Annotated in this window: 22 protein-coding genes and 1 pseudogene; 18 read left to right on the top strand and 5 right to left on the bottom strand. The window is 61.6% G+C overall.

Features of this window, described 5'->3' with window-relative positions; genetic code table 11:
* The 8 genes from ACW9IB_RS16910 to ACW9IB_RS16875 all read left to right on the top strand — a co-directional run.
* The coding region (locus ACW9IB_RS16910; protein WP_457414552.1) for a hypothetical protein at positions 1-381 on the top strand (381 nt) is incomplete at its 5' end.
* Positions 307-1,402, top strand: a protein-coding gene (gene prfB / locus ACW9IB_RS16905) for a peptide chain release factor 2 (protein WP_457364990.1) whose coding sequence is annotated in 2 segments (ribosomal slippage) — positions 307-378 and positions 380-1,402 — 1,095 coding nt in all. Because the reading frame shifts where the segments join, the coding sequence is not laid out codon by codon here. The genes ACW9IB_RS16910 and prfB, both read left to right, overlap by 75 nt.
* A 79-nt stretch (positions 1,403-1,481) precedes the next feature.
* On the top strand, positions 1,482-2,981 hold the full coding sequence (gene lysS / locus ACW9IB_RS16900) for a lysine--tRNA ligase (RefSeq protein ID WP_457414551.1): 1,500 nt from the start codon (positions 1,482-1,484) through the stop codon (positions 2,979-2,981).
* A 162-nt stretch (positions 2,982-3,143) separates the two neighbouring features.
* Positions 3,144-3,860 (top strand): TetR/AcrR family transcriptional regulator, encoded by a 717-nt coding sequence (locus tag ACW9IB_RS16895; protein ID WP_457364988.1) that lies wholly within the window; start codon positions 3,144-3,146, stop codon positions 3,858-3,860.
* A 69-nt stretch (positions 3,861-3,929) separates the two neighbouring features.
* Entirely contained in the window at positions 3,930-4,478 is a 549-nt protein-coding gene (locus tag ACW9IB_RS16890; RefSeq protein WP_457414550.1) for a hypothetical protein, read from the top strand.
* Between the two features lie 21 nt (positions 4,479-4,499).
* Positions 4,500-5,777, top strand: coding sequence for a flavohemoglobin expression-modulating QEGLA motif protein (locus tag ACW9IB_RS16885; protein WP_457364986.1), 1,278 nt, complete (start codon positions 4,500-4,502; stop codon positions 5,775-5,777).
* A 144-nt stretch (positions 5,778-5,921) separates the two neighbouring features.
* Positions 5,922-6,827, top strand: coding sequence for an alpha/beta hydrolase (locus tag ACW9IB_RS16880; RefSeq protein ID WP_457414548.1), 906 nt, complete (start codon positions 5,922-5,924; stop codon positions 6,825-6,827).
* Entirely contained in the window at positions 6,824-7,150 is a 327-nt protein-coding gene (locus ACW9IB_RS16875) for a hypothetical protein (protein WP_457364984.1), read from the top strand. The genes ACW9IB_RS16880 and ACW9IB_RS16875 overlap by 4 nt, the downstream gene beginning before the upstream one ends.
* A gap of 329 nt (positions 7,151-7,479) precedes the next feature.
* Here ACW9IB_RS16875 and ACW9IB_RS16870 read toward each other — a convergent pair whose 3' ends face one another.
* The 3 genes from ACW9IB_RS16870 to ACW9IB_RS16860 all read right to left on the bottom strand — a co-directional run bounded on the left by ACW9IB_RS16870 (position 7,480) and on the right by ACW9IB_RS16860 (position 9,362).
* On the bottom strand, positions 7,480-8,265 hold the full coding sequence (locus ACW9IB_RS16870; protein WP_457364983.1) for an OmpA family protein: 786 nt from the start codon (positions 8,263-8,265) through the stop codon (positions 7,480-7,482).
* 55 nt (positions 8,266-8,320) lie between these two features.
* A complete protein-coding gene (locus tag ACW9IB_RS16865) occupies positions 8,321-8,746 on the bottom strand; it encodes a DUF4398 domain-containing protein (RefSeq protein ID WP_457364982.1) in 426 nt (141 codons plus the stop codon).
* Between the two features lie 271 nt (positions 8,747-9,017).
* Positions 9,018-9,362: a pilin assembly protein gene (locus ACW9IB_RS16860; protein ID WP_457364981.1), complete on the bottom strand. Its 345-nt coding sequence runs from the start codon at positions 9,360-9,362 to the stop codon at positions 9,018-9,020.
* Positions 9,363-9,545: 183 nt separating this feature from the next.
* Between ACW9IB_RS16860 and ppc the strand changes: the two genes are divergently transcribed.
* The 7 genes and pseudogenes from ppc to ACW9IB_RS16825 all read left to right on the top strand — a co-directional run.
* A complete protein-coding gene (gene ppc, locus ACW9IB_RS16855; RefSeq protein ID WP_457414546.1) occupies positions 9,546-12,173 on the top strand; it encodes a phosphoenolpyruvate carboxylase in 2,628 nt (875 codons plus the stop codon).
* 279 nt (positions 12,174-12,452) lie between these two features.
* Positions 12,453-13,100, top strand: coding sequence for an adenylate kinase (adk, locus tag ACW9IB_RS16850; protein ID WP_457364979.1), 648 nt, complete (start codon positions 12,453-12,455; stop codon positions 13,098-13,100).
* A 90-nt stretch (positions 13,101-13,190) separates the two neighbouring features.
* Positions 13,191-13,877, top strand: coding sequence for a tRNA (adenosine(37)-N6)-threonylcarbamoyltransferase complex dimerization subunit type 1 TsaB (gene tsaB, locus ACW9IB_RS16845; RefSeq protein WP_457414544.1), 687 nt, complete (start codon positions 13,191-13,193; stop codon positions 13,875-13,877).
* A gap of 160 nt (positions 13,878-14,037) precedes the next feature.
* Positions 14,038-14,331 (top strand): hypothetical protein, encoded by a 294-nt coding sequence (locus tag ACW9IB_RS16840; protein ID WP_457364977.1) that lies wholly within the window; start codon positions 14,038-14,040, stop codon positions 14,329-14,331.
* A complete protein-coding gene (locus ACW9IB_RS16835; protein ID WP_457414543.1) occupies positions 14,331-15,191 on the top strand; it encodes a DUF72 domain-containing protein in 861 nt (286 codons plus the stop codon). The genes ACW9IB_RS16840 and ACW9IB_RS16835 overlap by 1 nt, the downstream gene beginning before the upstream one ends.
* Before the next feature lie 27 nt (positions 15,192-15,218).
* A complete protein-coding gene (locus ACW9IB_RS16830) occupies positions 15,219-16,046 on the top strand; it encodes an isocitrate lyase/PEP mutase family protein (RefSeq protein ID WP_457414541.1) in 828 nt (275 codons plus the stop codon).
* Positions 16,047-16,048: 2 nt separating this feature from the next.
* Positions 16,049-16,141 (top strand): annotated as a pseudogene (locus tag ACW9IB_RS16825) (extensin family protein); the annotation flags it as partial.
* Between the two features lie 3 nt (positions 16,142-16,144).
* On the opposite strand, the gene ACW9IB_RS16820 reads toward ACW9IB_RS16825, so the two are convergent.
* Positions 16,145-16,765 (bottom strand): energy transducer TonB, encoded by a 621-nt coding sequence (locus tag ACW9IB_RS16820; RefSeq protein WP_457414540.1) that lies wholly within the window; start codon positions 16,763-16,765, stop codon positions 16,145-16,147.
* Positions 16,766-16,861: 96 nt separating this feature from the next.
* On the opposite strand from ACW9IB_RS16820, the gene ACW9IB_RS16815 reads away from it, so the two are divergent.
* Positions 16,862-17,644, top strand: a complete 783-nt coding sequence (locus ACW9IB_RS16815; protein WP_457414538.1) for a class I SAM-dependent methyltransferase — start codon at positions 16,862-16,864, stop codon at positions 17,642-17,644.
* 114 nt (positions 17,645-17,758) lie between these two features.
* Here the strand turns inward: ACW9IB_RS16815 and ACW9IB_RS16810 are convergent, their stop codons facing one another.
* Complete coding sequence (locus tag ACW9IB_RS16810; protein WP_457414536.1) at positions 17,759-18,394, bottom strand: TetR/AcrR family transcriptional regulator; 636 nt, start codon at positions 18,392-18,394, stop codon at positions 17,759-17,761.
* Between the two features lie 91 nt (positions 18,395-18,485).
* On the opposite strand from ACW9IB_RS16810, the gene ACW9IB_RS16805 reads away from it, so the two are divergent.
* Positions 18,486-19,586 (top strand): efflux RND transporter periplasmic adaptor subunit, encoded by a 1,101-nt coding sequence (locus ACW9IB_RS16805; RefSeq protein ID WP_457364971.1) that lies wholly within the window; start codon positions 18,486-18,488, stop codon positions 19,584-19,586.
* A gap of 6 nt (positions 19,587-19,592) precedes the next feature.
* A complete protein-coding gene (locus ACW9IB_RS16800; RefSeq protein WP_457364970.1) occupies positions 19,593-22,658 on the top strand; it encodes an efflux RND transporter permease subunit in 3,066 nt (1,021 codons plus the stop codon).
* The last annotated feature ends 2 nt before the right edge of the window (positions 22,659-22,660 follow it).

The raw sequence follows: 22,660 nt of genomic DNA, 5'->3' as shown, positions 1-22,660 counted from the left end.
ATGGCGCGTGGCGGCGGCCCCCCGAATTTCCGTCGGATTACGGGTACACCGAGCCACAGCGAGGTGCCGAGTGTCGGGGCAAGAGCCCTTTTGGTTACTTTTGGCTGGGCCGGCATTCCGGGCTCTTTTCCAAAAGTGACCCGCTGTAAGAGCGGAACCATAACCCGCCGTTACCGCAGCAATGGATCTGTCCCCATACGATCAACCCACACCCCGAGCGCCTTTTCGCCCAGCGGACTGCCGCTCAAGCCCGTTTGCCGTTATACTCGCCGGCTTTCAAAAGTTCGCCAACGAGTGCTGCCCGCCATGGAAATCAACCCGATCCTTAACACCATCAAGGACCTGTCCGAGCGCTCCGAAACTATTCGGGGGTATCTTTGACTACGATCAAAAGCATGAGCGTCTGACCGAAGTCAACCGCGAGCTTGAAGATCCGAGTGTCTGGAACAAACCTGAATACGCCCAGGAACTGGGCCGCGAGCGCGCTGCGCTGGCGCAGATCGTCGAGACCCTCGACGCATTGAACACCGGTCTGGCCGATTGCCGTGACCTGCTGGACATGGCCGTCGAAGAAAACGACGAAGGCGCGGTGGGCGATGTCGTCGCCGAGCTGGCCAGCCTTGAGGAAGGCCTCGCCAAGCTTGAATTCCGCCGCATGTTCAGCCACGAAATGGACCCGAACAACGCCTACCTGGACATCCAGGCCGGTTCCGGCGGTACCGAAGCCCAGGACTGGGCCAATATCCTGTTGCGTATGTACCTGCGCTGGGCTTCCAAGCGTGGTTTCGATGCCACCATCATGGAATTGTCCGAAGGCGAGGTCGCCGGCATCAAGGGCGCGACCGTACACATCAAGGGCGAATACGCCTTTGGCTGGCTGCGTACCGAGATCGGCGTGCACCGCCTGGTGCGCAAGAGCCCGTTCGACTCGGGCGCCCGTCGCCATACCTCGTTCTCCGCGGTGTTCGTATCCCCGGAAATCGACGACAAAGTGGAAATCGAGATCAACCCGGCCGACCTGCGGATCGACACCTACCGTTCCTCCGGCGCCGGTGGTCAGCACGTAAACACCACCGACTCGGCCGTGCGTATCACCCACGTACCGACCAACACCGTGGTGAGTTGCCAGAACGAACGTTCCCAGCACGCGAACAAGGACACCGCCATGAAAATGTTGCGGGCCAAGTTGTACGAGCTGGAGATGCAAAAGCGCAACGCCGCCTCCCAGGCCCTGGAAGACAGCAAGTCCGACATCGGTTGGGGGCACCAGATCCGCTCTTATGTGCTCGATGCGTCGCGGATCAAGGATCTGCGCACTAACATCGAACGCAGCGACTGCGACAAGGTGCTCGACGGCGACATCGACGAATACCTGGAAGCCAGCCTGAAATCAGGCCTGTAATACCCCCTGTAGGAGCCGGCTCGCCGGCGATCCCCGGTCGAAGGCCGGGGACAACGAACCTGATGGAAAATTTGAAGACATGAGCGACCAACAACTCGACCAGGCCCAGCAACAGGAAGAAAACTCCCTGATCGCCCAGCGCAAGGAAAAGCTTGCTGCCGAGCGCGCCAAGGGCAACGCCTTCCCCAACGACTTCCGTCGCGACAACTACTGCGATGCGCTGCAGAAGCAATACGCGGACAAGACCAAGGAAGAACTGGCCGAAGCGGCGATCCCGGTCAAGGTGGCAGGTCGCATCATGCTCAACCGTGGCTCGTTCCTGGTGATCCAGGACATGACCGGTCGCATCCAGGTCTACGTCAACCGCAAGACTTTGTCGGAAGAAACCCTGGCCTCGGTGAAAACCTGGGACCTGGGCGACATCATTGCAGCCGAAGGTACCCTGGCGCGCTCCGGCAAGGGTGACCTGTACGTTGAAATGACCAGCGTCCGCCTGTTGACCAAGTCCCTGCGTCCGCTGCCGGACAAACACCACGGCCTGTCGGACACCGAGCAGCGCTATCGCCAGCGCTACGTCGACCTGATCGTCAACGAGGAGGTGCGCGACACCTTCCGTGTGCGCTCGCAAGTGATCGCGCATATCCGCAGTTTCCTGGCCAAGCGCGACTTCCTCGAAGTCGAAACCCCGATGCTGCAAACCATCCCGGGCGGTGCTGCGGCCAAGCCTTTCGAAACTCACCACAATGCGCTGGACATGGCCATGTTCCTGCGTATCGCGCCGGAGCTGTACCTCAAGCGCCTGGTGGTGGGCGGCTTCGAGAAAGTGTTCGAGATCAACCGCAACTTCCGTAACGAAGGCGTCTCGACCCGCCACAACCCAGAATTCACCATGTTGGAGTTCTACCAGGCCTACGCCGACTACGAAGACAACATGGACCTGACCGAAGAGCTGTTCCGCGAGCTGGCACAGCTGGTCCTGGGCAGCACCGACGTACCGTACGGCGACAAGGTGTTCCACTTCGGCGAGCCGTTCGTGCGCCTGTCGGTGTTCGACTCGATCCTCAAGTACAACCCCGAACTGACCGCCGATGATCTGAACGACATCGACAAGGCTCGTGCCATCGCCAAGAAAGCCGGCGCCAAGGTGCTGGGCTTCGAAGGCCTGGGCAAACTGCAGGTGATGATTTTCGAAGAACTGGTGGAGCACAAGCTGGAACAGCCGCACTTCATTACCCAGTACCCGTTCGAAGTGTCGCCGCTGGCCCGCCGCAACGACGACAACCCGAACGTCACCGACCGTTTCGAGCTGTTCATCGGTGGCCGCGAAATCGCCAATGCCTACTCCGAGCTCAATGACGCGGAAGACCAGGCCGAGCGCTTCATGGCCCAAGTGGCCGACAAGGACGCCGGCGACGACGAAGCCATGCACTACGACGCCGACTTCGTACGCGCCCTGGAATACGGCATGCCGCCCACCGCCGGTGAAGGTATCGGCATCGACCGTCTGGTGATGTTGTTGACCAACTCACCGTCGATCCGTGACGTGATCCTGTTCCCGCACATGCGGCCGCAAGCGTAACCGTAGCGATACCCGAAGCCGCCTTTTATAAGGCGGCTTTTTTATGTGGCATTCATAAGCGTCAAGCAAACAGCGCCAGGTGATCGGCGATCGTTCCCACGCGCTGCGTGGGAAAGCCTCCCCTGACGCTCCGCGTCACCCCTATAAAAAGGAAGCTCTGTCGTGAACCGCGTAACCGCTCAAGAAGGCGCCGCCGGCATTGCCGCTGCCGTGGCTGAAAGCGTCCAGTACCAGGGCCGCAAGGCGAGTCGACGGGGCAGCGAGCAACGCAGGCAAGACATTCTCGACGCGGCCATGCGCATCGTGGTGCGCGAGGGCGTACGGGCGGTGCGTCACCGCGCGGTGGCGGCGGAGGCCGGGGTGCCATTGTCGGCCACCACCTACTATTTCAAGGATATCGATGACCTGCTCACCGATACCTTCGCCCAGTACGTCGAACGCAGTGCCGCGTTCATGGGCAAACTGTGGGTGCGCAACGAAGGCCTGCTGCGCGAGATGGTCGCCTATGGCGATGGCAGCCCGCAGTCGCGTTCGCAACTGGCCGATGACATTGCACGGCTGACCGCCGACTATGTGCAGCGCCAACTTACCAATCGTCGCGAGCACCTGATGGCCGAACAGGCCTTTCGCCAGGAGGCTCTGTTGAACCCACGACTGGCCGAACTGGTGCGCTCTCACCAACAGATTCTGTTGCAGGGCACCGGGCAGTTTTTCCAGGTGCTGGGTTCCCGTGAGCCGCAACAGGATGCCAAAGTGTTGACGGCGATAATCGGTCGGATGGAATATCAGGGCCTGTTGGGCGGCGCAGAGCCTCTGACCGGTGAAGAGATGCTTGAGATCCTCAAGCGTTACATGCATTTGGTATTGGCCTCGGTCTAGACAAGCCAATATGCGATTCGCTTTATGTGGGAGCAGGCAAGCCAGCTCCCACACCTGATGGGGAATGTGATGAAAACCTGGCGTGTTCTGGCAATCACCTTGTCATTCTTGCTGCTCAGCGGTTGCCTGGTGACCTTCAAGGACCCGCTGCCGGCCCATGAAGCTGCGCCGGACGCCTTGCTGGGGCGCTGGTCGAGCAAGAATGCCTGGGGCGAACCGCTCAATCTGCAGATCACCCGTGCCGGCGAGCACCGCTACAAAGCCGTGAGCTACCCTAAAGCCAAACCGGGCGAGCGCGATGAATACCTGTTCACCGTCTCGCGCCATGGCAGTCGCTGGTACCTTTCGGCCCCATTGCCGGCCAAACTGGGCGGGCATTTCATCCTGGCGGGGTTTGAAATCAGCGAAACGCGCGAATTGGTGGTCTACAACCTTGACCTTGAGCAGATTCATCAAGCGATAGGTCAGAAGGTGCTGCACGGCAGTACCGTGGAAACCGTCGAAGGCGCCGGCGTGCTGGTGGACAGCTCCCTGGATCAGGTGTTTGCCTACCTGGATGACCCCGCCAATGCCGACGTGTTCGTGGAAGCCGTGCGCTATCAGCGCGCAGGCCAATAACGTTTAAAGAGGAAGTAGCGGGTGGACGATTACCAGCAGACGATACGCGCCTTGTCTGATCGCATTGTGCTGGCGCAAACCCCGATCCGCGTCCTCGACGCCGTGAAGTGGGACGAGAACATTCGCCAGGGATTCCTCAAGGCCAAGGGCAAGGAAATGCCCGCCGTGGATCGCGATTATTACTTGAACCGGCCCCTGTCGTTCGATTCCAGCGCGGTCAAGCTGGAGTTCCAGAACATCGAGCGCGACATTACCCGTCGCCTCGGCCAGTTCAGCCCGGTGGGGCAGATCATGCGCCGCATGTGCAAGGAGTACCGCATGGTGGTGCGCATGCTCGAGGCGCGGGGTACCGAGGATTTCGGCCTGATTTCCCAGGAGCTGTACGGCGCCGCCTCCGATGCCTTCCACGCCGGGGACCCGACCTTGGCTGACCTGGGCCTGATGCTCTCCGACTACCTGAACAACATCGATGGCCGTGGCGACCTGAAAGACGAAGCCAAAACCCTTACCGCCAAGAACGCCGTGGAGCTGCTGCAAAGCCGCCTGAACAAGGTGTTTGGCGAGGCCGAAGAAACCATCCGTGTGTTCGAGTCCGACGGTATCGTCGCCGACGCGGCGGCGGGCGCCGACTACATCAAGATCCGCGCCGACGCCATGTTCAACGAGCGCGACGTGCGCGCCCTGGAAGTACACGAGGGACTGGTGCATGTCGGCACCACCCTCAATGGCCAGAACCAGCCGATCTGCACCTTCCTGTCCAAGGGCCCGCCCTCGTCGACGGTGACCCAGGAGGGCCTGGCGATCCTGATGGAGATCATCACGTTCGCCTCCTACCCGAGCCGCCTGCGCAAGCTGACCAACCGCACCCGCGCCATCCATATGGTGGAGGAGGGCGCAGACTTCCTGCAGGTGTTCGAGTTCTTCCGCGAGCAAGGTTTTGAAATGGCCGAAAGCTATGGCAACGCCAGCCGGGTATTCCGTGGCTCGACGCCGACCGGGCTGCCGTTTACCAAGGATCTGTCCTACCTCAAGGGCTTCATCATGGTCTACAACTACATCCAGCTCGCCGTGCGCAAAGGCAAGCTGGAGCAAGTGCCGCTGCTGTTCTGCGGCAAGACCACCCTGGAAGACATGCGCACCTTGCGCCAGTTGGTCGACGAAGGCCTGGTGGTACCGCCCAAATACCTGCCGGAGCAGTTTCGCGACATGAACGCGCTGGCGGCCTGGATGTGTTTCTCCAACTTCCTCAACCACTTGAGCCTGGACCGGATCGAAGCGGATTACTCCAATATCCTCTAAAAAATTTGGGAGCGGGCTTGCTCGCGAATGCGGTGTATCAATAACAGATGAGTGGCCTGACACGCCGCCTTCGCGGGCAAGCCCGCTCCCACATTTGAATTTCTGTGAGTCTGAAAACTTTGAATAATTGCGAGGCTTCAACGGATGAGAATCCTCGGCATTCTGTGCCTGCTACTCACTTTGAACGGTTGCAGCTCGCTGCTGTTCTACCCCGAACCGGGCCTGCCGTTCACACCGGATAAAGCCCGCCTGGCCTACCGTGATGTCACCCTCACCACCGCTGACGGCGTGAAGCTGCATGCCTGGTGGCTGCCGGCCAAGGCCGGCGTACCGCTCAAGGGCACGGTGCTGCACCTGCATGGCAATGGCGGCAATCTCGCCTGGCACCTCGGCGGCAGTTGGTGGTTGCCGGAGCAGGGCTATCAGGTGCTGCTGCTCGACTATCGCGGTTACGGGCTGTCGGAAGGCAAGCCGTCGCTGCCGGCGATCTATCAGGATATCGATGCTGCATTCAACTGGGTCGACACGGCCCCCGAAACCCAAGGCCAGCCGCTGATCGTGCTGGGCCAGAGCCTGGGCGGCGCGTTGGCGGTGCATTACCTGGCAGAACACCCGCAGCGTCAGGCGCAGCTCAAGGCGCTGGTGTTGGACGGCGTACCGGCCAGTTATCGTGACGTAGGACAATTCGCCCTGAGTACCTCCTGGTTAACATGGCCGTTGCAGGTACCCCTGTCATGGCTGGTGCCGGACGCCGACAGTGCGATCCGCACCATGCCTCAACTGACGGGTGTGCCGAAGTTGTTGTTTCACAGCCTGGATGACCCGATTGTGCCGGTGGCCAATGGCATTCGGCTGTACCAGGCCGCGCCGCCGCCGAGGGTCCTGCAACTGACCCGGGGCGGGCATGTGCAGACATTTGCCGACAAGACCTGGCAAACCGTGATGCTGCGTTATCTGGACGACCCGCAGCATTTCGACGGCCTGCGCCGCCTGGGCGAAATTCCGAATTATCCCCTTCCTAAAGCTGACGCATCAGAGAGCCCGCAATGAGCGAAGAACGCAACATGATCCCGCTGATCCTCACCGGTATCGGCACCATCATCGGTACCGTCGGATGCCTCTGGTACTACGGCTACCTGCACTTCGCCAAGCCGGAAGATGCGTTGCTGCTCAGTGAGTTCACCATGCTCAAGACCGTTCCGGGGGAGGATTACAAGGTCTCCCTGACCCCGGCTGCGCAAGTGGCGCAGTGCATCGATGGCGTGCTGGTGATGTTCGACACCGAGCAAAAAGGCCTTACGGGTGTGCTGGTCAACAACAAGAAGCAGGCTGTGCGCTGCATGGGCCAGGAAACCCCGCAATTGCAGCCCTGATTCCATTTCGGAAATATTTGGAACCAACTGGCGCAAGACACCACTCATTGGCCGATCACGGTGATTGAGTGGTCACCTATCCATAGCGCGCCCAGGAGACCCACGGTGCTGAATGATCCGATCGGTAGAATGTTAGAGATGGCCAGGACGCATCAGTCCGTAGAAAGCTGCAAAGGGCTTATCCTCGACTGGTTGCAGGAGCCGTGCGACGACGAACTGCCCACGCTTAAACCCGATTTTTCAGAGCGTGCAGAGAGCCCGGGCCCCATCACCTATTGACCAAAAAAAACCACCGTTTCCGGTGGTTTTTTTCATTCAGCGCGGGTCGATCAGTTGACCACGGAAGAACGTGGCTTGACCGGCTGGTTGTCGTTGGAAATGGTCACTTCCACACGACGGTTCATGGCGCGACCCGATACGCTGCCGTTATCGGCCACCGGGTATTCCTTGCCGTAACCGGTGGTCACGATGCGGCGTGGGTCCACGCCCATTTTGATCAGTGCGACCTGCACCGAAGCCGCGCGACGCTCCGACAGGCTCTGGTTGTACGAGTCGCTGCCGGTGCTGTCGGTGTAGCCCTCGACGATCACCTGGCGATCCGGATTTTCCTGAAGGAATTGCGCCAGCTTGTTGATGTTCACCAGGCCGCTGGATTTCAGGTCGGACTTGTTGGTGGCGAACAGCACATCACCGAAGGTCACCAGGGTACCGCGATCGGTCTGCTTGGCGTTCAGGCTGTCTTGCAGTTGCTTGATCTGTGCGTCACGGGCTTCGAGCAGAGCGCGGGCACGTTCGTCGCCGGCGTTTTTCAGCTTGGCTTCGGATTCGCGCAGCACGATGGTGTCTTTGGCCACCTCAACGCGCTGGTTGGTCAGGTACGCCAACTGGTCGACTTTCTTCTGGTCTTCGCGGTCGCGGTAGGCTTTGTCAGCCTTATCCAGCCACTCACTGGCGTCCTTGGTTTCCAGGGCCGCCACTTTGGTCGCTTGCGGGTTGGCTTGCAGGGCCGAGAAGTTGGTCCGTGCGTTTTCCAGGTTTGCGTTTGGCGGGGTGGAGCACGCCGCCAGGGCAACGCTCATCGCCAGCAGGGCAGGGATCATCAATTGTTTACGCATAGTCGTGTCGTCCTTTCAATTCGATATCGGGTGCAGTGCAATCAGGGGCGGCGGCTTATTTCTGCTGGATAGCAGCCGGGCGCATGCCTTCCTGACGCAGCTCCTGAACAGCTTTCTGGGAGTCCTTCACAGCCTGTTCAGCCTTGGCGGCCTGGGCCTTGCGCTCTGCGACGCGGGCGTCCCACTCGGCTTGTTCGGCCAGGCGACGGGCTTCGTCGTAGTTCTTGTCGTGCATGGCGATCTCGGCTTGCTTGAGCTTGTCCTGGGCCGACTTCATTTCCACCGCCGCGAACTCGGTGCCGCCGGCGCTGACGGCGCTGTTCACCGCAGACTGGGTCACCGCGTATTGCTCGGTCGGAGGGTTGCCGGCGCAGCCAGCCAGAACGAAGCTGGTGCCGATTGCCAACGCGGCCAATTTGAGCCCGCGCAGATGGTTAAACGAGGATTTGGCAGTGCTGGTCTTCATCGTCTTCAACTCCATTGGGTAACTCCTGAAAAACATCGACATCCATCTCAGGCGGTCAGCGATTGCGGGTCCGGCAGTGGCGCGTGACACCTTTCAAACGGCTGTTCCAAGTGATGGCTTATTCGGTGTGACCGGAGGCTTTTTTGAATAGTTCAGAGAAGATGGCGATTTGCCTAAAAAAATTTTTTGACTGACAGGTCAGTGGGAAAAAATGGAACTTCTGCGTTGCGCAGCGGTACACCGGGCCTGCGAAAGGCCCGGAATACAGGGGGGTTGAAGAAATGTCTCAGTGTTTCTGTTCGTCGGCGCTCGCTGACAGATCCTGCAGATAGCGGCGCGAAAGGGTCAAAAAGCGCGGCGTCGGGCCGACGTCTTCGTACAACGGATCACCCTCTTCATCGGTGGCGATCACCTGCTGGCCCTTGATATAGGGAAAGCTGGCTTCCAGCTCTTCCAGGGCGGCGCCGATCAACTCGCCGAGCAGTTCCTCGGGATGGCGCTTGGGGTACATTTCGGCGATGGCCGCCAGCCGGGCGGCGGCTTCCATGTCCAGGTGGATGGCGTATTCGGTCTTGGTCAAACGACCCTTGGCGGTTTCTTCCCAGTGCTGGGCCAATTCTCGGATTTTCATGGCAACCTCAATAAAGCCCGCGGTCGCAGGCGGTGATGAGTGACCCATCGCCTGCGTGGATAACGCGGCGACTTACTGTTGAGACTAGCTGCAAGCCACAAGGTTTAAAGTCTTGTCAGAAACGGGCGCGGGCGGCACTCTGCAACACTTGCGCGTCCCGGATTTCTGGCTGGAGATTGGCTGATGAGTGATATCGATGCACGCTTGCGTGAGGATGTTCACCTGCTGGGTGAGCTGTTGGGCAACACCATTCGAGAGCAGTACGGCGATGAATTTCTCGACAAGATCGAGCAGATCCGTAAAGGCGCCAAGGCGGACCGGCGCGGCGCTGGCGACGAACTGAGTGCCAGCCTCAATCAGTTGCAAGAGGATGAACTGCTACCGGTCGCCCGGGCGTTCAACCAGTTCCTGAACCTCGCCAACATTGCCGAGCAGTATCAGTTGATCCATCGGCGGGATGAATCGCAACCTGCGCCGTTCGAGTCCCGCGTTTTGCCTGAGCTGCTGGCCCGGCTGCAAGGCGAAGGTCATAGCGACGAATCCCTCGCCCGTCAGTTGGGGCGCCTTGAGATCGAGCTGGTCCTCACCGCCCACCCCACCGAAGTGGCGCGGCGCACCCTGATCCAGAAATACGATGCGATTGCCGCGCAGTTGGCGCTGCAGGATCACCGTGACCTCACCCAGGCCGAGCGCGAACAGATTCGCCAGCGCCTGCAACGCCTGATCGCCGAAGCCTGGCACACCGAAGAAATCCGCCGCACCCGGCCTACCCCTGTGGACGAAGCCAAATGGGGCTTTGCGGTGATCGAGCATTCGCTGTGGCACGCCGTGCCCAATTATTTGCGCAAGGCCGACCAGGCGCTGCACGCCGCCACCGGGCTGCATCTGCCTCTGGAAGCGGCACCGATCCGCTTTGCTTCGTGGATGGGCGGCGACCGTGACGGCAACCCGAACGTGACGGCGCCGGTCACCCGCGAAGTGCTGCTGCTGGCGCGCTGGATGGCGGCTGACCTGTACCTGCGCGACGTCGACCACCTCGCCTCGGAACTGTCGATGCAGCAAGCCAGCCCGGCGTTGCAGGCGCGGGTGGGGGACAGCGTCGAGCCTTATCGCGCCTTGCTCAAGCAACTGCGCGAACGCTTGCGCGCCACGCGCCAGTGGGCGCACACCGCGTTGAGCAGCAGTACACCGGCACCGGTCGAGGTACTGCAAGACAACCGTGACCTGCTCGAACCGCTGGAGCTGTGCTACCAGTCGCTGCATGAATGCGGCATGGGGGTGATCGCCGACGGCCCGTTGCTCGATTGTCTGCGTCGCGCGGTGACGTTCGGCCTGTTCCTGGTGCGCCTGGATGTGCGTCAGGACTCCACCCGCCATTGCGCGGCCATGACCGAGATCACCGATTACCTGGGCCTGGGTCGCTACGAGGACTGGGACGAAGACGCGCGCATCCGCTTTCTGATGGACGAGTTGGCAAACCGCCGACCGTTGTTGCCGGGCTATTTCAAACCCTCGGCGGACACCGCCGAAGTGCTCGACACCTGTAAGGAAATCGCCGCAGCGCCGGCGGCCTCCCTGGGCTCCTATGTCATCTCCATGGCGGGTGCAGCGTCGGATGTGCTGGCGGTGCAACTGCTGCTCAAGGAGTCGGGCGTGCAGCGGCCGATGCGTGTGGTGCCGCTCTTCGAAACCCTGGCCGACCTGGATAACGCCGGTCCGGTGATCGAACAGTTGTTGCTGCTGCCGGGCTACCGCGCGCGGTTGCAAGGCCCGCAGGAAGTGATGATCGGCTATTCGGACTCGGCCAAGGATGCCGGCACCACTGCAGCGGCCTGGGCACAGTACCGCGCCCAGGAACGGCTGGTGGATATCTGCCGCGAGCAACAGGTGGAATTGCTGTTGTTCCATGGCCGTGGTGGCACCGTAGGCCGTGGCGGTGGCCCGGCGCATGCGGCGATCCTGTCGCAACCTCCGGGTTCGGTGGCGGGGCGTTTCCGCACCACTGAACAGGGCGAGATGATCCGCTTCAAGTTCGGCCTGCCGGACATCGCCGAGCAGAACCTCAACCTTTACCTTGCCGCTGTATTGGAGGCGACTCTGTTGCCACCGCCGCCACCGGAGCCGGCCTGGCGTCACCTGATGGACGAGTTGGCGGCGGATGGGGTGAGCGCCTATCGTGCCGTGGTGCGCGAGCATCCGCAGTTTGTCGAGTACTTCCGCCAGTCCACCCCGGAGCAGGAACTGGGGCGCCTGCCCTTGGGCAGTCGTCCGGCCAAGCGTCGTGCGGGTGGCATCGAAAGCCTGCGTGCCATTCCGTGGATTTTCGGCTGGACCCAGACCCGCCTGATGCTGCCCGCCTGGCTCGGCTGGGAAGCGGCGTTGAGCAAGGCCCTGGCCCGTGGCGAAGGCGAGTTGCTGGGGCAGATGCGCGAGCAGTGGCCGTTCTTCCGTACACGCATCGATATGCTGGAAATGGTGCTGGCCAAGGCCGATGCGGATATCGCGCTGCTGTATGACGAGCGTCTGGTGCAGCCGGACCTGTTGCCATTGGGTGCGCACTTACGCGACCTATTGTCGCAGGCGTGCGACGTGGTACTTGGCCTGACCGGCCAGTCGCAGCTGCTGGCCCATAGCCCCGAGACCCTGGAGTTCATCAGCCTGCGCAACACCTACCTCGACCCGTTGCACCTGTTGCAGGCAGAACTGCTGGCGCGTTCCCGTCGCCAGGAAGCCGCGCAGGACAGCCCTCTGGAACAGGCGCTGCTGGTGTCTGTGGCCGGTATCGCCGCCGGTTTGCGCAACACCGGCTAGGGTTTCTTTCGCATTCTCAAGGGCTTGCAGATCAACCCCGCAGGTCGCCCGGAAACGGACGACCTGCGTTTTTGCGAGCGGGTTGCGCCTGGGCATAGCCGACTCGAGAGGCAGGCACGACGCGGGGAACTGCGACTTTCGGCGGCTTGTGTGGTTAGGGCCTGCTGTGTATCTTGATCAGCCTTTGGCCGTTTGTGCGGCCTGGACCCAAAATTTCCGAGATTGGCCCCACGCGGCGAATCCGAGCGTCATCTCTATAAAAAATTGAGGAGCACATCGATGCGCGTCATTCTGCTGGGAGCTCCCGGGGCCGGTAAAGGTACTCAGGCAAAGTTCATCACTGAAAAATTCGGCATTCCACAAATCTCCACCGGCGACATGCTGCGCGCTGCGGTAAAAGCAGGCACCGAGCTGGGCGTCAAAGCCAAGAGCATCATGGATGCCGGTGGCCTGGTTTCCGATGACCTGATCATCGCCCTGGTCCAGGACCGTATCGCGCAGCCGGATTGCGCCAACGGCTTCCTGTTCGACGGCTTCCCGCGCACCATTCCCCAGGCTGAAGCCCTGGTGACCGCCGGCGTCGAGCTGGACGCCGTGGTTGAAATCGCAGTTGAAGACGAAGAAATCGTGCAGCGTATCGCGGGCCGCCGTGTTCACGAAGCCTCCGGCCGCGTGTACCACACCGTCTACAACCCGCCAAAGGTTGAAGGCAAGGACGATGTGACCGGCGAAGACCTGGTGCAGCGCAAGGACGATACCGAAGAAACCGTGCGTCATCGCCTGTCGGTCTACCATTCCCAGACCAAGCCGCTGGTGGACTTCTACCAGAAGCTGTCCGCCGCCCAGGGCAAGCCGAAGTACAGCCACATTCCTGGCGTCGGCTCGGTGGAAGCGATCACCGCCAAAGTGCTGCAAGCACTGAGCTGATCCCTCGACTGGCTTCACGGATAACGGCCCGCTTGCGGGCCGTTGTTGTTTATACTGGCGCACTTTTTTTCGACTTGGACACCTACACCGATGAGCACCCTGCTGGCCCTGGACACCGCGACTGAAGCTTGTTCCGTTGCCTTGCTGCACGATGGCAAGGTTACGAGTCACTACGAGGTGATCCCGCGCCTGCATGCGCAAAAGCTGTTGCCGATGATCAAGCAGCTGTTGCAGGACGCCGGCACCACCCTGGCGGCGGTCGATGCCATCGCATTTGGCCGTGGTCCGGGCGCCTTTACCGGTGTGCGCATCGCCATTGGCGTGGTGCAGGGCCTGGCCTTTGCCCTGGAGCGCCCGGTGTTGCCGATCTCCAATCTCGCCATGCTGGCCCAGCGCGCGCTGCGCGAGCACGGTGCCCACCAGGTCGCCGCGGCCATCGATGCACGCATGGATGAAGTCTATTGGGGTTGCTACCGCGAAGTGGCAGGCGAGATGCGCCTGGTCGGCGAGGAAGCTGTGCAGCCGCCGCAGGCATCGGCGTTGCCTGCCGATGCCAGCGGCGGCTGGTTCGGCGCGGGCACCGGCTGGGGTTATGGTGAACGCATCGCGGTGCCGTTGGTGGGTCAGGATGCGGCGATGTTGCCCCACGCTGAAGACTTGTTGACCCTGGCGCGCTTTGCCTTCGCGCGCGGCGAGGCGATTGCAGCCGACCAGGCTGCACCGGTTTACCTGCGCGATAAAGTCGCGCAGACCAAGGCGGAACGCGGGATTATTTGACGCCAAAAATGATGGCAATTTGGTGCAAAAATCACCAATCGTCAGAATTTGCCCCCCGTTTTAAACCTTTTTCGAATTATGTGTTCTAGTTATCACCAGAGCATTTGCGCGCTACGGATTGCGCCATTAAAATGCCATCACTGATACCGAGTTCGCATCCATGCGTATAGACGGCTTTTCCTCACAGTCCTACCCCATCAAACGCAAGCCGCGTAAGGCGAACGTCATGGTGGACGATTCCGTCGAGGATTCGCCGGACTTCATCGAAGTCCAGGCCGATGCGCAGTCGAATGCCCACAGCGCACGCACCAGTGGCCTGCCTGCCCGCCAGCAAGACATGGTCTTCCCGCGCTCCATGAGCAAAAGCGTCGCCACCGCCTTGGCCAGCTACCTGACCACCGCCGGTTTTGTCGAATGGGATATGGAAGTGCTGGGCCTCGACATCCACATCTGATGCGATTGCCTTACTACCTCGGTTGTCCGTCCTGGAGCGAAAACGCCTGGCGTGAATATCTGTATCCCGCCGATGCCCGTTCCAGCGACTACCTCTCGTTATATTCCCAGGTTTTCAACGCCGTCGAAGGCAACACTACCTTCTATGCTCGCCCGTCGGCGGCCACCGTGCAGCGCTGGGCCGAGATCATGCCGGCTGACTTTCGCTTCACCGCCAAGTTTCCCGGCGACATCAGCCATGGCGGCGATTTGCGCGAGCAACTGCCAGCGGCAGAAAGTTTTGTCGGTTTGATGAGTCCGCTGGGCGAGCGGGTTTCGCCGCTGTGGTTGCAACTCTCCGCCGGGTTTGCACCGCAACGCCTGGCTGAGCTGGCAGGATTTATCGACGGTCTTGAACGCCCCATGGCCGTGGAGGTGCGCCACCCGGAGTTCTTCGCCAAGGGCGATGCCGAGCGCATGCTCAACCGACTGCTGCGTGATCGCGGTGTGGAGCGCATCTGCCTGGACCCGCGTGCATTGTTCAGTTGCACCTCCACATCAGCCGCCGTCCTGCACGCCCAAGCTAAAAAGCCCAAGGTGCCACCACGGCCAGCGGCCCTGACGCAGTTTCCCCAAGTGCGCTTTATCGGCCACCCGGAGTTGGAAGCCAACGACCCGTTCCTGATCCCGTGGGTGGAAAAAATCGCTGGCTGGATCGAAGAGGGCCGTACGCCCTACGTGTTCCTGCACACCTCGGATAACCGCCTGGCGGCGCAATTGGCGCTGCGTTTTCACGATCAACTCATGGCTCGCCTACCGGGCCTGCCGCCGTTGCCCGTGTTGAATCGAGAGCCCGAAGTGCAGCAACTGGGGTTACTCTAAGGCTCCTTTTCCCGCCAGGAGTATGTCATGGATGCTCAAACCCTTCGCGCCGAAACCTTCAAGGCCCTGCACGAGCGCGACCGTGCGTTCGTGATGCCCAACCCCTGGGACGCCGGTTCCGCCATCATGCTTGCCAGCCTCGGCTTTGAAGCCCTGGCCACCACCAGCGCGGGCCTTGCGTTCAGCCTCGGGCGGCCCGATGCGGAGGGCGCGCTATCCCTGGAGGACACACTGAACAATGCCGGCGCCATCGCCCGAGCCACCGCGCTGCCGGTGGCCGCTGATCTGGAAAACGGCTTCAGTGACACCCCCGAAGGTTGTGCCCGGACCATCCTGAGCGCCGCTGCCGTGGGCCTCGTTGGCGGTTCCATTGAAGACGCCAGCGGCCGTGCGGCTGATCCGATCTATGCCTTCGACTTGTCCGTCGAGCGTGTCGAAGCCGCTGTTGCGGCAGCCCGCAGCTTGCCGTTCCCGTTCATGCTGACGGCCCGTGCGGAAAACCTCCTGCATGGTCGCCTGGATTTGCCTGACACCATTCGCCGCTTGCAAGCCTACGCCGAAGCCGGTGCCGACGTGCTGTATGCGCCGGGGTTGCGCAGTGCCGAAGAAGTGCTGGCAGTGGTCAAGGCCGTCGCGCCGAAACCGGTGAACGTGTTGATGTCCGGCGGCTTGAACCTGAGCGTGGCGCAGTTGAGCGACCTGGGTGTGCGGCGTATCAGCGTCGGTTCGGCGTTGGCGCTGGCGGCTTATGGCGAGTTTTATCGCGCGGCGCAGGAGATCTCTGCGTTGGGCACTTTCACCTTCAACGAGCGCAAGATGCCGTTCAGCCAGGCCAACCAGTTCTTCAAGGGTTGAGCGAGGGTGCCTGCGATGATTTCAATGTGATGCTGAGCCCGGACTACAACGCCGCGCACCGCAACCATTTCCACTTGGACAGGGTGTGTCGCTGAATCTCAAGCGTCCAGACGCAGGTTCTGGGTGACCAGCGGACGCGCCCAGTAGTAGTCGAAGTCCAAGGCTTTCTGTTGCGCCACCAACTCTTCGCTGGAGTAGGGCGTGGCGGCCGGTGGCAGCAGGTCCAGTTCGAACTCGGCGATGGGCAGGTGCAATGGATAAGGTTCCGGCGCCGGGCCGGGTTCCGGCAGGGGTTGGCCTGCGGTGAGCACGATAGGGCGCACCCAGCCGCTTTCGAAATTCTGCTGGCGCTGTTGGGCGGCGATTTCTTCAGGCGGGAACGGCGTGGCCGCCGGTGGCAGCAGCTCGGTTTCGAATTCGGCGATGGGCAGGAACAACGGCTCGGGCGGCACGATTTCGGTGTCTTTCACGTCGCATTCGCGCTGGGTCAGGATCTGCGACAGCAGGTCGGCACCGGCGTTGGGTTCTACCGCCGGGTCCACCGGTGCAGGCGCCTGTACCGCGAGTTCGCCGGGGGCTTCGCCCAACTGCTCGGCCAGCGCACGGGCGAAGAAGTCCTGCCACACATGACTCACGCCGGCCAGCGCTTGAGTATTGCGCAGGCCGTAGTGGTTGTGGGTCGGCAATACGCCGATGGTAAGGGGAAGAATGTCTGACATTTTTTTCGGTCGACGCTCAGCTCTGGCAAAATACCTGACTGTTGTTTTTATCGGCCGCAGTTTGCCGATCCTTAATATTTTTGAGCGTAGCGATTGATGAGTGAGCAACCCGCGGCCAGCCGCATCCAGGTCCAGGCATTGGCCGAAGGTTTCCAGGCCCGTGCCGAGCAGTGGGCCGCACAGCTTGGCTTGCCGTTACAGCTGGCGGATGCCGACTTTTCCCTGCAAGTCGGGGAGCACGGCTTGCAACTGCAACAGCTTGGGCCTGACGCGCCGGGACCGGTGCGGGTGGATTTCGTCGAAGGCGGCGCTGCGCACCGAAGGCTGTACGGCGGTGGCAGCGGGCAGATGATCGCCAAGGCTGTCGGCATTGCCCAAGGCGTGCGTCCCCGGGTGCTGGACGCCACGGCGGGGTTGGGCAAGGATGCATTTGTGCTGGCCAGCCTGGGCTGCGAAATGAGCCTGATCGAGCGTCAGCCGTTGATCGGCGCGTTGTTGGAAGACGGGCTGGCGCGCGCAGCCGAAGATTTCGAGGTGGCGCCGATCGTGGCGCGCATGACGCTGCTCAAGGGCAACTCCATTGACGTGATGCGCAACTGGGAAGGCGAGCCACCCCAGGTGATCTACCTTGACCCGATGTTCCCGCACCGTGAGAAAACCGCACTGGTGAAGAAGGAAATGCGCCTGTTCCGCCCCTTGGTCGGCGATGACCCGGACGCCCCGGCCCTGTTGGCCGCCGCGCTGGCATTGGCCAGCCACCGGGTGGTGGTCAAGCGCCCGCGCAAGGCGCCGTGCATCGACGGCCCCAAGCCGAGCCATGCCCTGGACGGCAAGTCCAGCCGGTATGACATCTACCCCAAGAAAGCGCTCAAGCCCTGATTCTTCACTGGTCTTGAGGGCCTTATCGCAGGCAAGCCAGCTCCCATATTGGAATGCAATCCCCCGCGGGAGCCGGGCTTGCCCGCGATGACGTCCGCCCAGGCAATGAAATATTCAGGGCCGATACGCCCGCATAAACAACCCCACCACATCCTGCACATGCGCTTCGGCGGCTTCATCACTCAGTTGCCCGCCGCAGCCATACAGCAAGCAGAAGTTCGCCGTGCCCTTGAGCAGGCAAAAGAAGTGCTCCGCTGCGGTAAACGGTTTTTCGATGCGCAGGGCGCCGCTCTGGTCGATGCGGCTGAGCAGGCGTTCCATGCCTTGCAGCATGCGCATGGGGCCGGCTTCGAAGAAGATCTGTGACAGCTTCACGTCCTGATTGCCGGTGGTCATCATCAGGCGATGCAGGTTCACTGACTCTTCGCTGTTGACCAGTCGATGGAATCTGCGCGCGATATTCAGCAGCACCGTCTCCACCGGAACGTCGACGGGCAGTTCGAAATACATCACCGGCAATTGTTCCTCGCACGTGGCGACCACGGCGGCGGTGAACAAGGTTTCCTTGTCGGTGAAGTGGCTGTAGACGGTCAGTTTCGACACGCCGGCCGCCAGCGCCACAGCGTCCATGCTGGTATTGGCATACCCGTTACTCAAGAACAGGATTTTCGCCGCGTCGAGAATCGCCTGGCGTTTTGCCATGTCCTTGGGACGCCCGGGGCTATTGGTGTTTACAGGATTGTCGGACATTTTCAGTTAATACTGGACTGGTGAGTTTGGTATTAATAACATACTGGCCAGTATAATTATTCCTAGCTCCATTTGCGAAAGGTCCTTCAGCATGCGCAGCACTTTCCTGCCTCTTGCGTTGCCTCTCAGCCTGGTAGTCCTCCTGTCCGCCTGCGGCCACGAAGAAACGAGCCAGACCAGCGTCCGCCCAGCCATGGTGGTGCAACCGCAACCGGCGGTGCAGTCGTCCGACAGTTACCCCGGTGAAGTACGCGCCCGCTACGAGCCGGACTTGGCCTTTCGCATCGCTGGCAAGGTGAGCAAACGCCTGGTGGAGGAGGGCGAACGCGTCAAGGCCAACCAGCCGCTGGCTGAACTGGACCCCCAGGATGTGCGCCTGCAATTGGAGGCCACCCGCGCCCAGGTGGCGGCCGCCGAGGCCAACCTGAGCCTGGTGCGCGCGGAGCGGGATCGCTACAAGACCCTGATGGACCGTCAGATGGTCAGCCGTTCCCAGTACGACAATTCCGAAAACCTCTACCGAGCGGGTGAAGCACGCCTCAAGCAGATCAAGGCCGAATTCGACGTAGCCAGCAACCAGACCGGCTACGCGGTGCTGCGCGCGCCCCAGGATGGCGTGGTGGCCAGGCGTGCGGTGGAAGTCGGTCAGGTGGTCGCTGCCGGCCAGACCGTGTTCACCCTGGCCACCGATGGCGAGCGCGAAGTGCTGATCAGCTTGCCGGAGCAAGGCTTTGGTCGCTTCAAGATCGGCCAGCCGGTGTCGGTCGAGCTATGGAGCCAGCCTGACCAACGCTTCGCCGGGCGCATTCGCGAACTCTCGCCGGCAGCGGATCCGAAGTCGCGCACCTTCGCTGCCCGCGTAGCGTTCAGTGGCGCAAAAGTCCCGGCGGAACTGGGCCAGAGCGCCCGCGTCTTCATCCAGGCCGAGGGCGTGGTGCCGCTGTCGGTGCCGTTATCAGCCCTGAGTGCGGAGAATGGCGCGTCCTACGTCTGGCGCGTGCAGCCGGACAGCACCCTCAAGCGCACCCCGGTGCGCATCGGCGCTTTCGGTGAAAAGACCGTTCCCGTGCTGGAAGGCCTCGCGCCCACGGACTGGGTGATCGCAGCGGGTGTGCACGTGTTGCATGAGGGCCAGCAAGTACGCCCCGTGGACCGTGCCAATCGTGTGGTGAATCTGGCGGCCAAGGAGTAGTCCCCGATGGGTTTCAATCTTTCCGAATGGGCGCTGCGCAATCGCCAGATCGTACTGTTCCTGATGATTCTGCTGGCGGTGGTCGGCACCTTGTCCTACACCAAGCTGGGGCAGAGCGAAGACCCGCCGTTCACCTTCAAGGCCATGGTGATCAAGACCAACTGGCCGGGGGCCACGGCCCAGGAGGTGTCGCGCCAGGTCACCGAGCGTATCGAGAAAAAACTCATGGAGACCGGCGACTACGAGCGCATCGTCTCCTTCTCGCGGCCCGGCGAGTCCCAGGTCACCTTCATGGCGCGGGACTCGATGCACTCGGCGCAGATTCCCGAGTTGTGGTACCAGGTGCGCAAGAAAATCAGCGACATCCGCCAGACCTTGCCGCCGGATATCCAGGGGCCGTTTTTCAACGATGAGTTCGGCACCACCTTCGGCAATATCTACGCCTTGACCGGTGATGGTTTTGACTATGCCGTACTCAAGGACTACGCCGACCGCATCCAGATTCAGCTGCAACGCGTAGCGGATGTGGGCAAGGTCGAACTGCTGGGGCTGCAGGACGAGAAGATCTGGATCGAGCTGTCCAACGTCAAGCTTGCCACCCTGGGCTTGCCGCTGGCCGCGGTGCAACAGGCCTTGCAGGAGCAGAACGCGGTGTCTACCGCGGGCTTTTTTGAAACCCCGAGCGAGCGCGTGCAACTGCGCGTGTCGGGCAACTTCAAGAGCGTGGACGAGATCCGCAGCTTCCCGATTCGCGTGGGCGACCGTACCTTCCGCATCGGTGATGTGGCCGATATTCACCGTGGCTTCAACGATCCACCCGCACCGCGCATGCGCTACATGGGGGCCGATGCCATCGGCCTGGCCGTGGCCATGCGCGACGGCGGCGATATCCTGGTGCTGGGCAAGGCCCTGGAAACCGAATTCGCACGGTTGCAGAAGAACCTTCCGGCGGGCATGGAACTGCGCAAGGTGTCGGATCAGCCGGCGGCGGTGAAAACCAGTGTCGGCGAGTTCGTCCGCGTGCTGGCTGAAGCGTTGGCGATCGTATTGTTGGTGAGCTTTTTTTCCCTCGGCGTACGCACCGGCATGGTGGTGGCCCTGGCGATTCCGCTGGTGCTGGCGATGACCTTTGCCACCATGTATTACCTCGGCATCGGCCTGCACAAGATATCCCTGGGCGCACTGGTGTTGGCCCTGGGGTTGCTGGTGGACGACGCGATCATCGCCGTGGAAATGATGGCGATCAAAATGGAGCAGGGTTACGACCGACTCAAGGCCGCGAGTTTCGCCTGGACCAGCACAGCGTTCCCGATGCTCACTGGCACGCTGATCACCGCCGCCGGCTTCCTGCCGATTGCCACCGCGCAGTCGAGCACCGGTGAATACACCCGTTCGATCTTCCAGGTGGTGACCATCGCCTTGCTGGCATCGTGGGTCGCCGCCGTGGTTTTTGTGCCGTACCTGGGGGAAAAACTCCTGCCGGACCTGGCGAAGATTCATGCAGCCAAGCACGGTGCCGATGGCCCGGATCCCTACGGCACCCCTTTCTATCAGCGGGTAAGGCGTTTGGTGGAGTGGTGCGTGCGCCGGCGTAAAACCGTGATCATGCTGACGCTGTTGTTGTTTGTCGGCTCGGTTGCGCTGTTTCGCTTCGTACCGCAACAGTTCTTTCCGGCGTCGGGCCGCCTGGAATTGATGGTCGACCTGAAACTCGCCGAAGGCGCCTCCCTGAGCAACACCGCCGACCAAGTCAAGCGCCTGGAGGGCTTGCTCAAGGAGCATGCCGGCATCGATAACTATGTGGCGTATGTCGGCACCGGCTCGCCGCGTTTCTACCTGCCTCTCGACCAGCAGTTGCCGGCCGCGAGCTTTGCCCAGTTTGTGGTGTTGGCGAAGACCATCGAAGAGCGCGAAACCCTGCGCACCTGGCTGATCGAAACCCTCAACGAACAATTCCCCGACTTGCGCTCGCGCGTCACGCGTCTGGAAAACGGCCCGCCCGTGGGGTACCCGGTGCAGTTTCGCGTGACCGGTGAGCACATCGAGGAGGTGCGTGCGCTGGCGCGGAAAGTGGCGGCCAAGGTTCGCGAAAATGCCCACGTGGTCAACGTGCACCTGGATTGGGAAGAACCGAGCAAAATCGTCTACCTGAATATCGACCAGGACCGCGCACGCGCCATGGGCGTGAGCACGGCGAGCCTGGCGAAATTCCTGCAAAGCTCCCTGACCGGTTCCAGCGTGAGCCAGTATCGGGAAGACAATGAGCTGATCGAAATCCTCCTGCGCGGCACCGTGCATGAGCGTACCGAGCTGTCATTGCTGCCGAGTCTGGCGGTGCCGACCGACAACGGCCAAAGCGTGGCGCTGTCGCAGATCGCCACCCTGGAGTACGGTTTCGAGGAGGGTGTCATCTGGCACCGCAATCGTCTGCCTACGGTCACTATCCGCGCCGATATTTATGGCAAGGAACAGCCGGCGACGCTGGTCCAGCAGATTCTGCCGACCCTGGAAGGCGTGCGCGCCGAGCTGCCGGACGGTTACTTATTGGACGTCGGCGGTACGGTTGAAGACTCGGCGCGCGGGCAGAACTCGGTGAAAGCCGGCGTGCCGCTGTTTATCGTGGTGGTGCTGACGTTGCTGATGTTGCAGCTGCGCAGTTTCTCGCGCACCGCCATGGTGTTTCTCACGGCACCGCTGGGCTTGATCGGCGTGACCTTGTTCCTGCTGGTGTTCCGTCAGCCGTTCGGTTTTGTTGCCATGCTGGGCACCATCGCGCTGTCCGGGATGATCATGCGCAACTCGGTCATCCTGGTGGATCAGATCGAACAGGACATCAAGGCCGGGCTGGCACCGTGGCAGGCGATCATCGAGGCCACCGTGCGTCGTTTCCGGCCGATTGTGCTGACCGCCCTCGCGGCGGTGCTGGCGATGATTCCACTGTCGCGCAGTGTGTTCTTCGGGCCGATGGCCGTGGCGATCATGGGTGGGTTGATCGTGGCGACGGCCCTGACCCTATTGTTCCTTCCAGCCCTGTATGCTGCGTGGTTCCGAGTGAGGAAGGACGTCGCGTAATC

The organism is Pseudomonas sp. SDO524_S393 (genome assembly GCF_054071875.1).
Note: the sequence above shows the minus strand (reverse complement) of the source record. Positions and strands in the feature narration are given on the sequence as shown.

Excerpts from the sequence above, each read along its gene's own strand:
- ACW9IB_RS16860 (WP_457364981.1), bottom strand. The coding sequence starts at position 9,362 with ATGAAAATCCGAGAATTGGCCCAGCACTGGGAAGAAACCGCCAAGGGT.
- adk (WP_457364979.1), top strand. The coding sequence starts at position 12,453 with ATGCGCGTCATTCTGCTGGGAGCTCCCGGGGCCGGTAAAGGTACTCAG.
- tsaB (WP_457414544.1), top strand. The coding sequence starts at position 13,191 with ATGAGCACCCTGCTGGCCCTGGACACCGCGACTGAAGCTTGTTCCGTT.
- ACW9IB_RS16890 (WP_457414550.1), top strand. The coding sequence starts at position 3,930 with ATGAAAACCTGGCGTGTTCTGGCAATCACCTTGTCATTCTTGCTGCTC.
- ACW9IB_RS16880 (WP_457414548.1), top strand. The coding sequence starts at position 5,922 with ATGAGAATCCTCGGCATTCTGTGCCTGCTACTCACTTTGAACGGTTGC.
- ACW9IB_RS16870 (WP_457364983.1), bottom strand. The coding sequence starts at position 8,265 with ATGCGTAAACAATTGATGATCCCTGCCCTGCTGGCGATGAGCGTTGCC.
- ACW9IB_RS16865 (WP_457364982.1), bottom strand. The coding sequence starts at position 8,746 with ATGGAGTTGAAGACGATGAAGACCAGCACTGCCAAATCCTCGTTTAAC.
- ACW9IB_RS16830 (WP_457414541.1), top strand. The coding sequence starts at position 15,219 with ATGGATGCTCAAACCCTTCGCGCCGAAACCTTCAAGGCCCTGCACGAG.
- ACW9IB_RS16820 (WP_457414540.1), bottom strand. The coding sequence starts at position 16,765 with ATGTCAGACATTCTTCCCCTTACCATCGGCGTATTGCCGACCCACAAC.
- ACW9IB_RS16875 (WP_457364984.1), top strand. The coding sequence starts at position 6,824 with ATGAGCGAAGAACGCAACATGATCCCGCTGATCCTCACCGGTATCGGC.
- ACW9IB_RS16835 (WP_457414543.1), top strand. The coding sequence starts at position 14,331 with ATGCGATTGCCTTACTACCTCGGTTGTCCGTCCTGGAGCGAAAACGCC.
- ACW9IB_RS16810 (WP_457414536.1), bottom strand. The coding sequence starts at position 18,394 with ATGTCCGACAATCCTGTAAACACCAATAGCCCCGGGCGTCCCAAGGAC.
- ACW9IB_RS16815 (WP_457414538.1), top strand. The coding sequence starts at position 16,862 with ATGAGTGAGCAACCCGCGGCCAGCCGCATCCAGGTCCAGGCATTGGCC.
- ACW9IB_RS16800 (WP_457364970.1), top strand. The coding sequence starts at position 19,593 with ATGGGTTTCAATCTTTCCGAATGGGCGCTGCGCAATCGCCAGATCGTA.
- lysS (WP_457414551.1), top strand. The coding sequence starts at position 1,482 with ATGAGCGACCAACAACTCGACCAGGCCCAGCAACAGGAAGAAAACTCC.
- ACW9IB_RS16840 (WP_457364977.1), top strand. The coding sequence starts at position 14,038 with ATGCGTATAGACGGCTTTTCCTCACAGTCCTACCCCATCAAACGCAAG.
- ACW9IB_RS16805 (WP_457364971.1), top strand. The coding sequence starts at position 18,486 with ATGCGCAGCACTTTCCTGCCTCTTGCGTTGCCTCTCAGCCTGGTAGTC.
- ppc (WP_457414546.1), top strand. The coding sequence starts at position 9,546 with ATGAGTGATATCGATGCACGCTTGCGTGAGGATGTTCACCTGCTGGGT.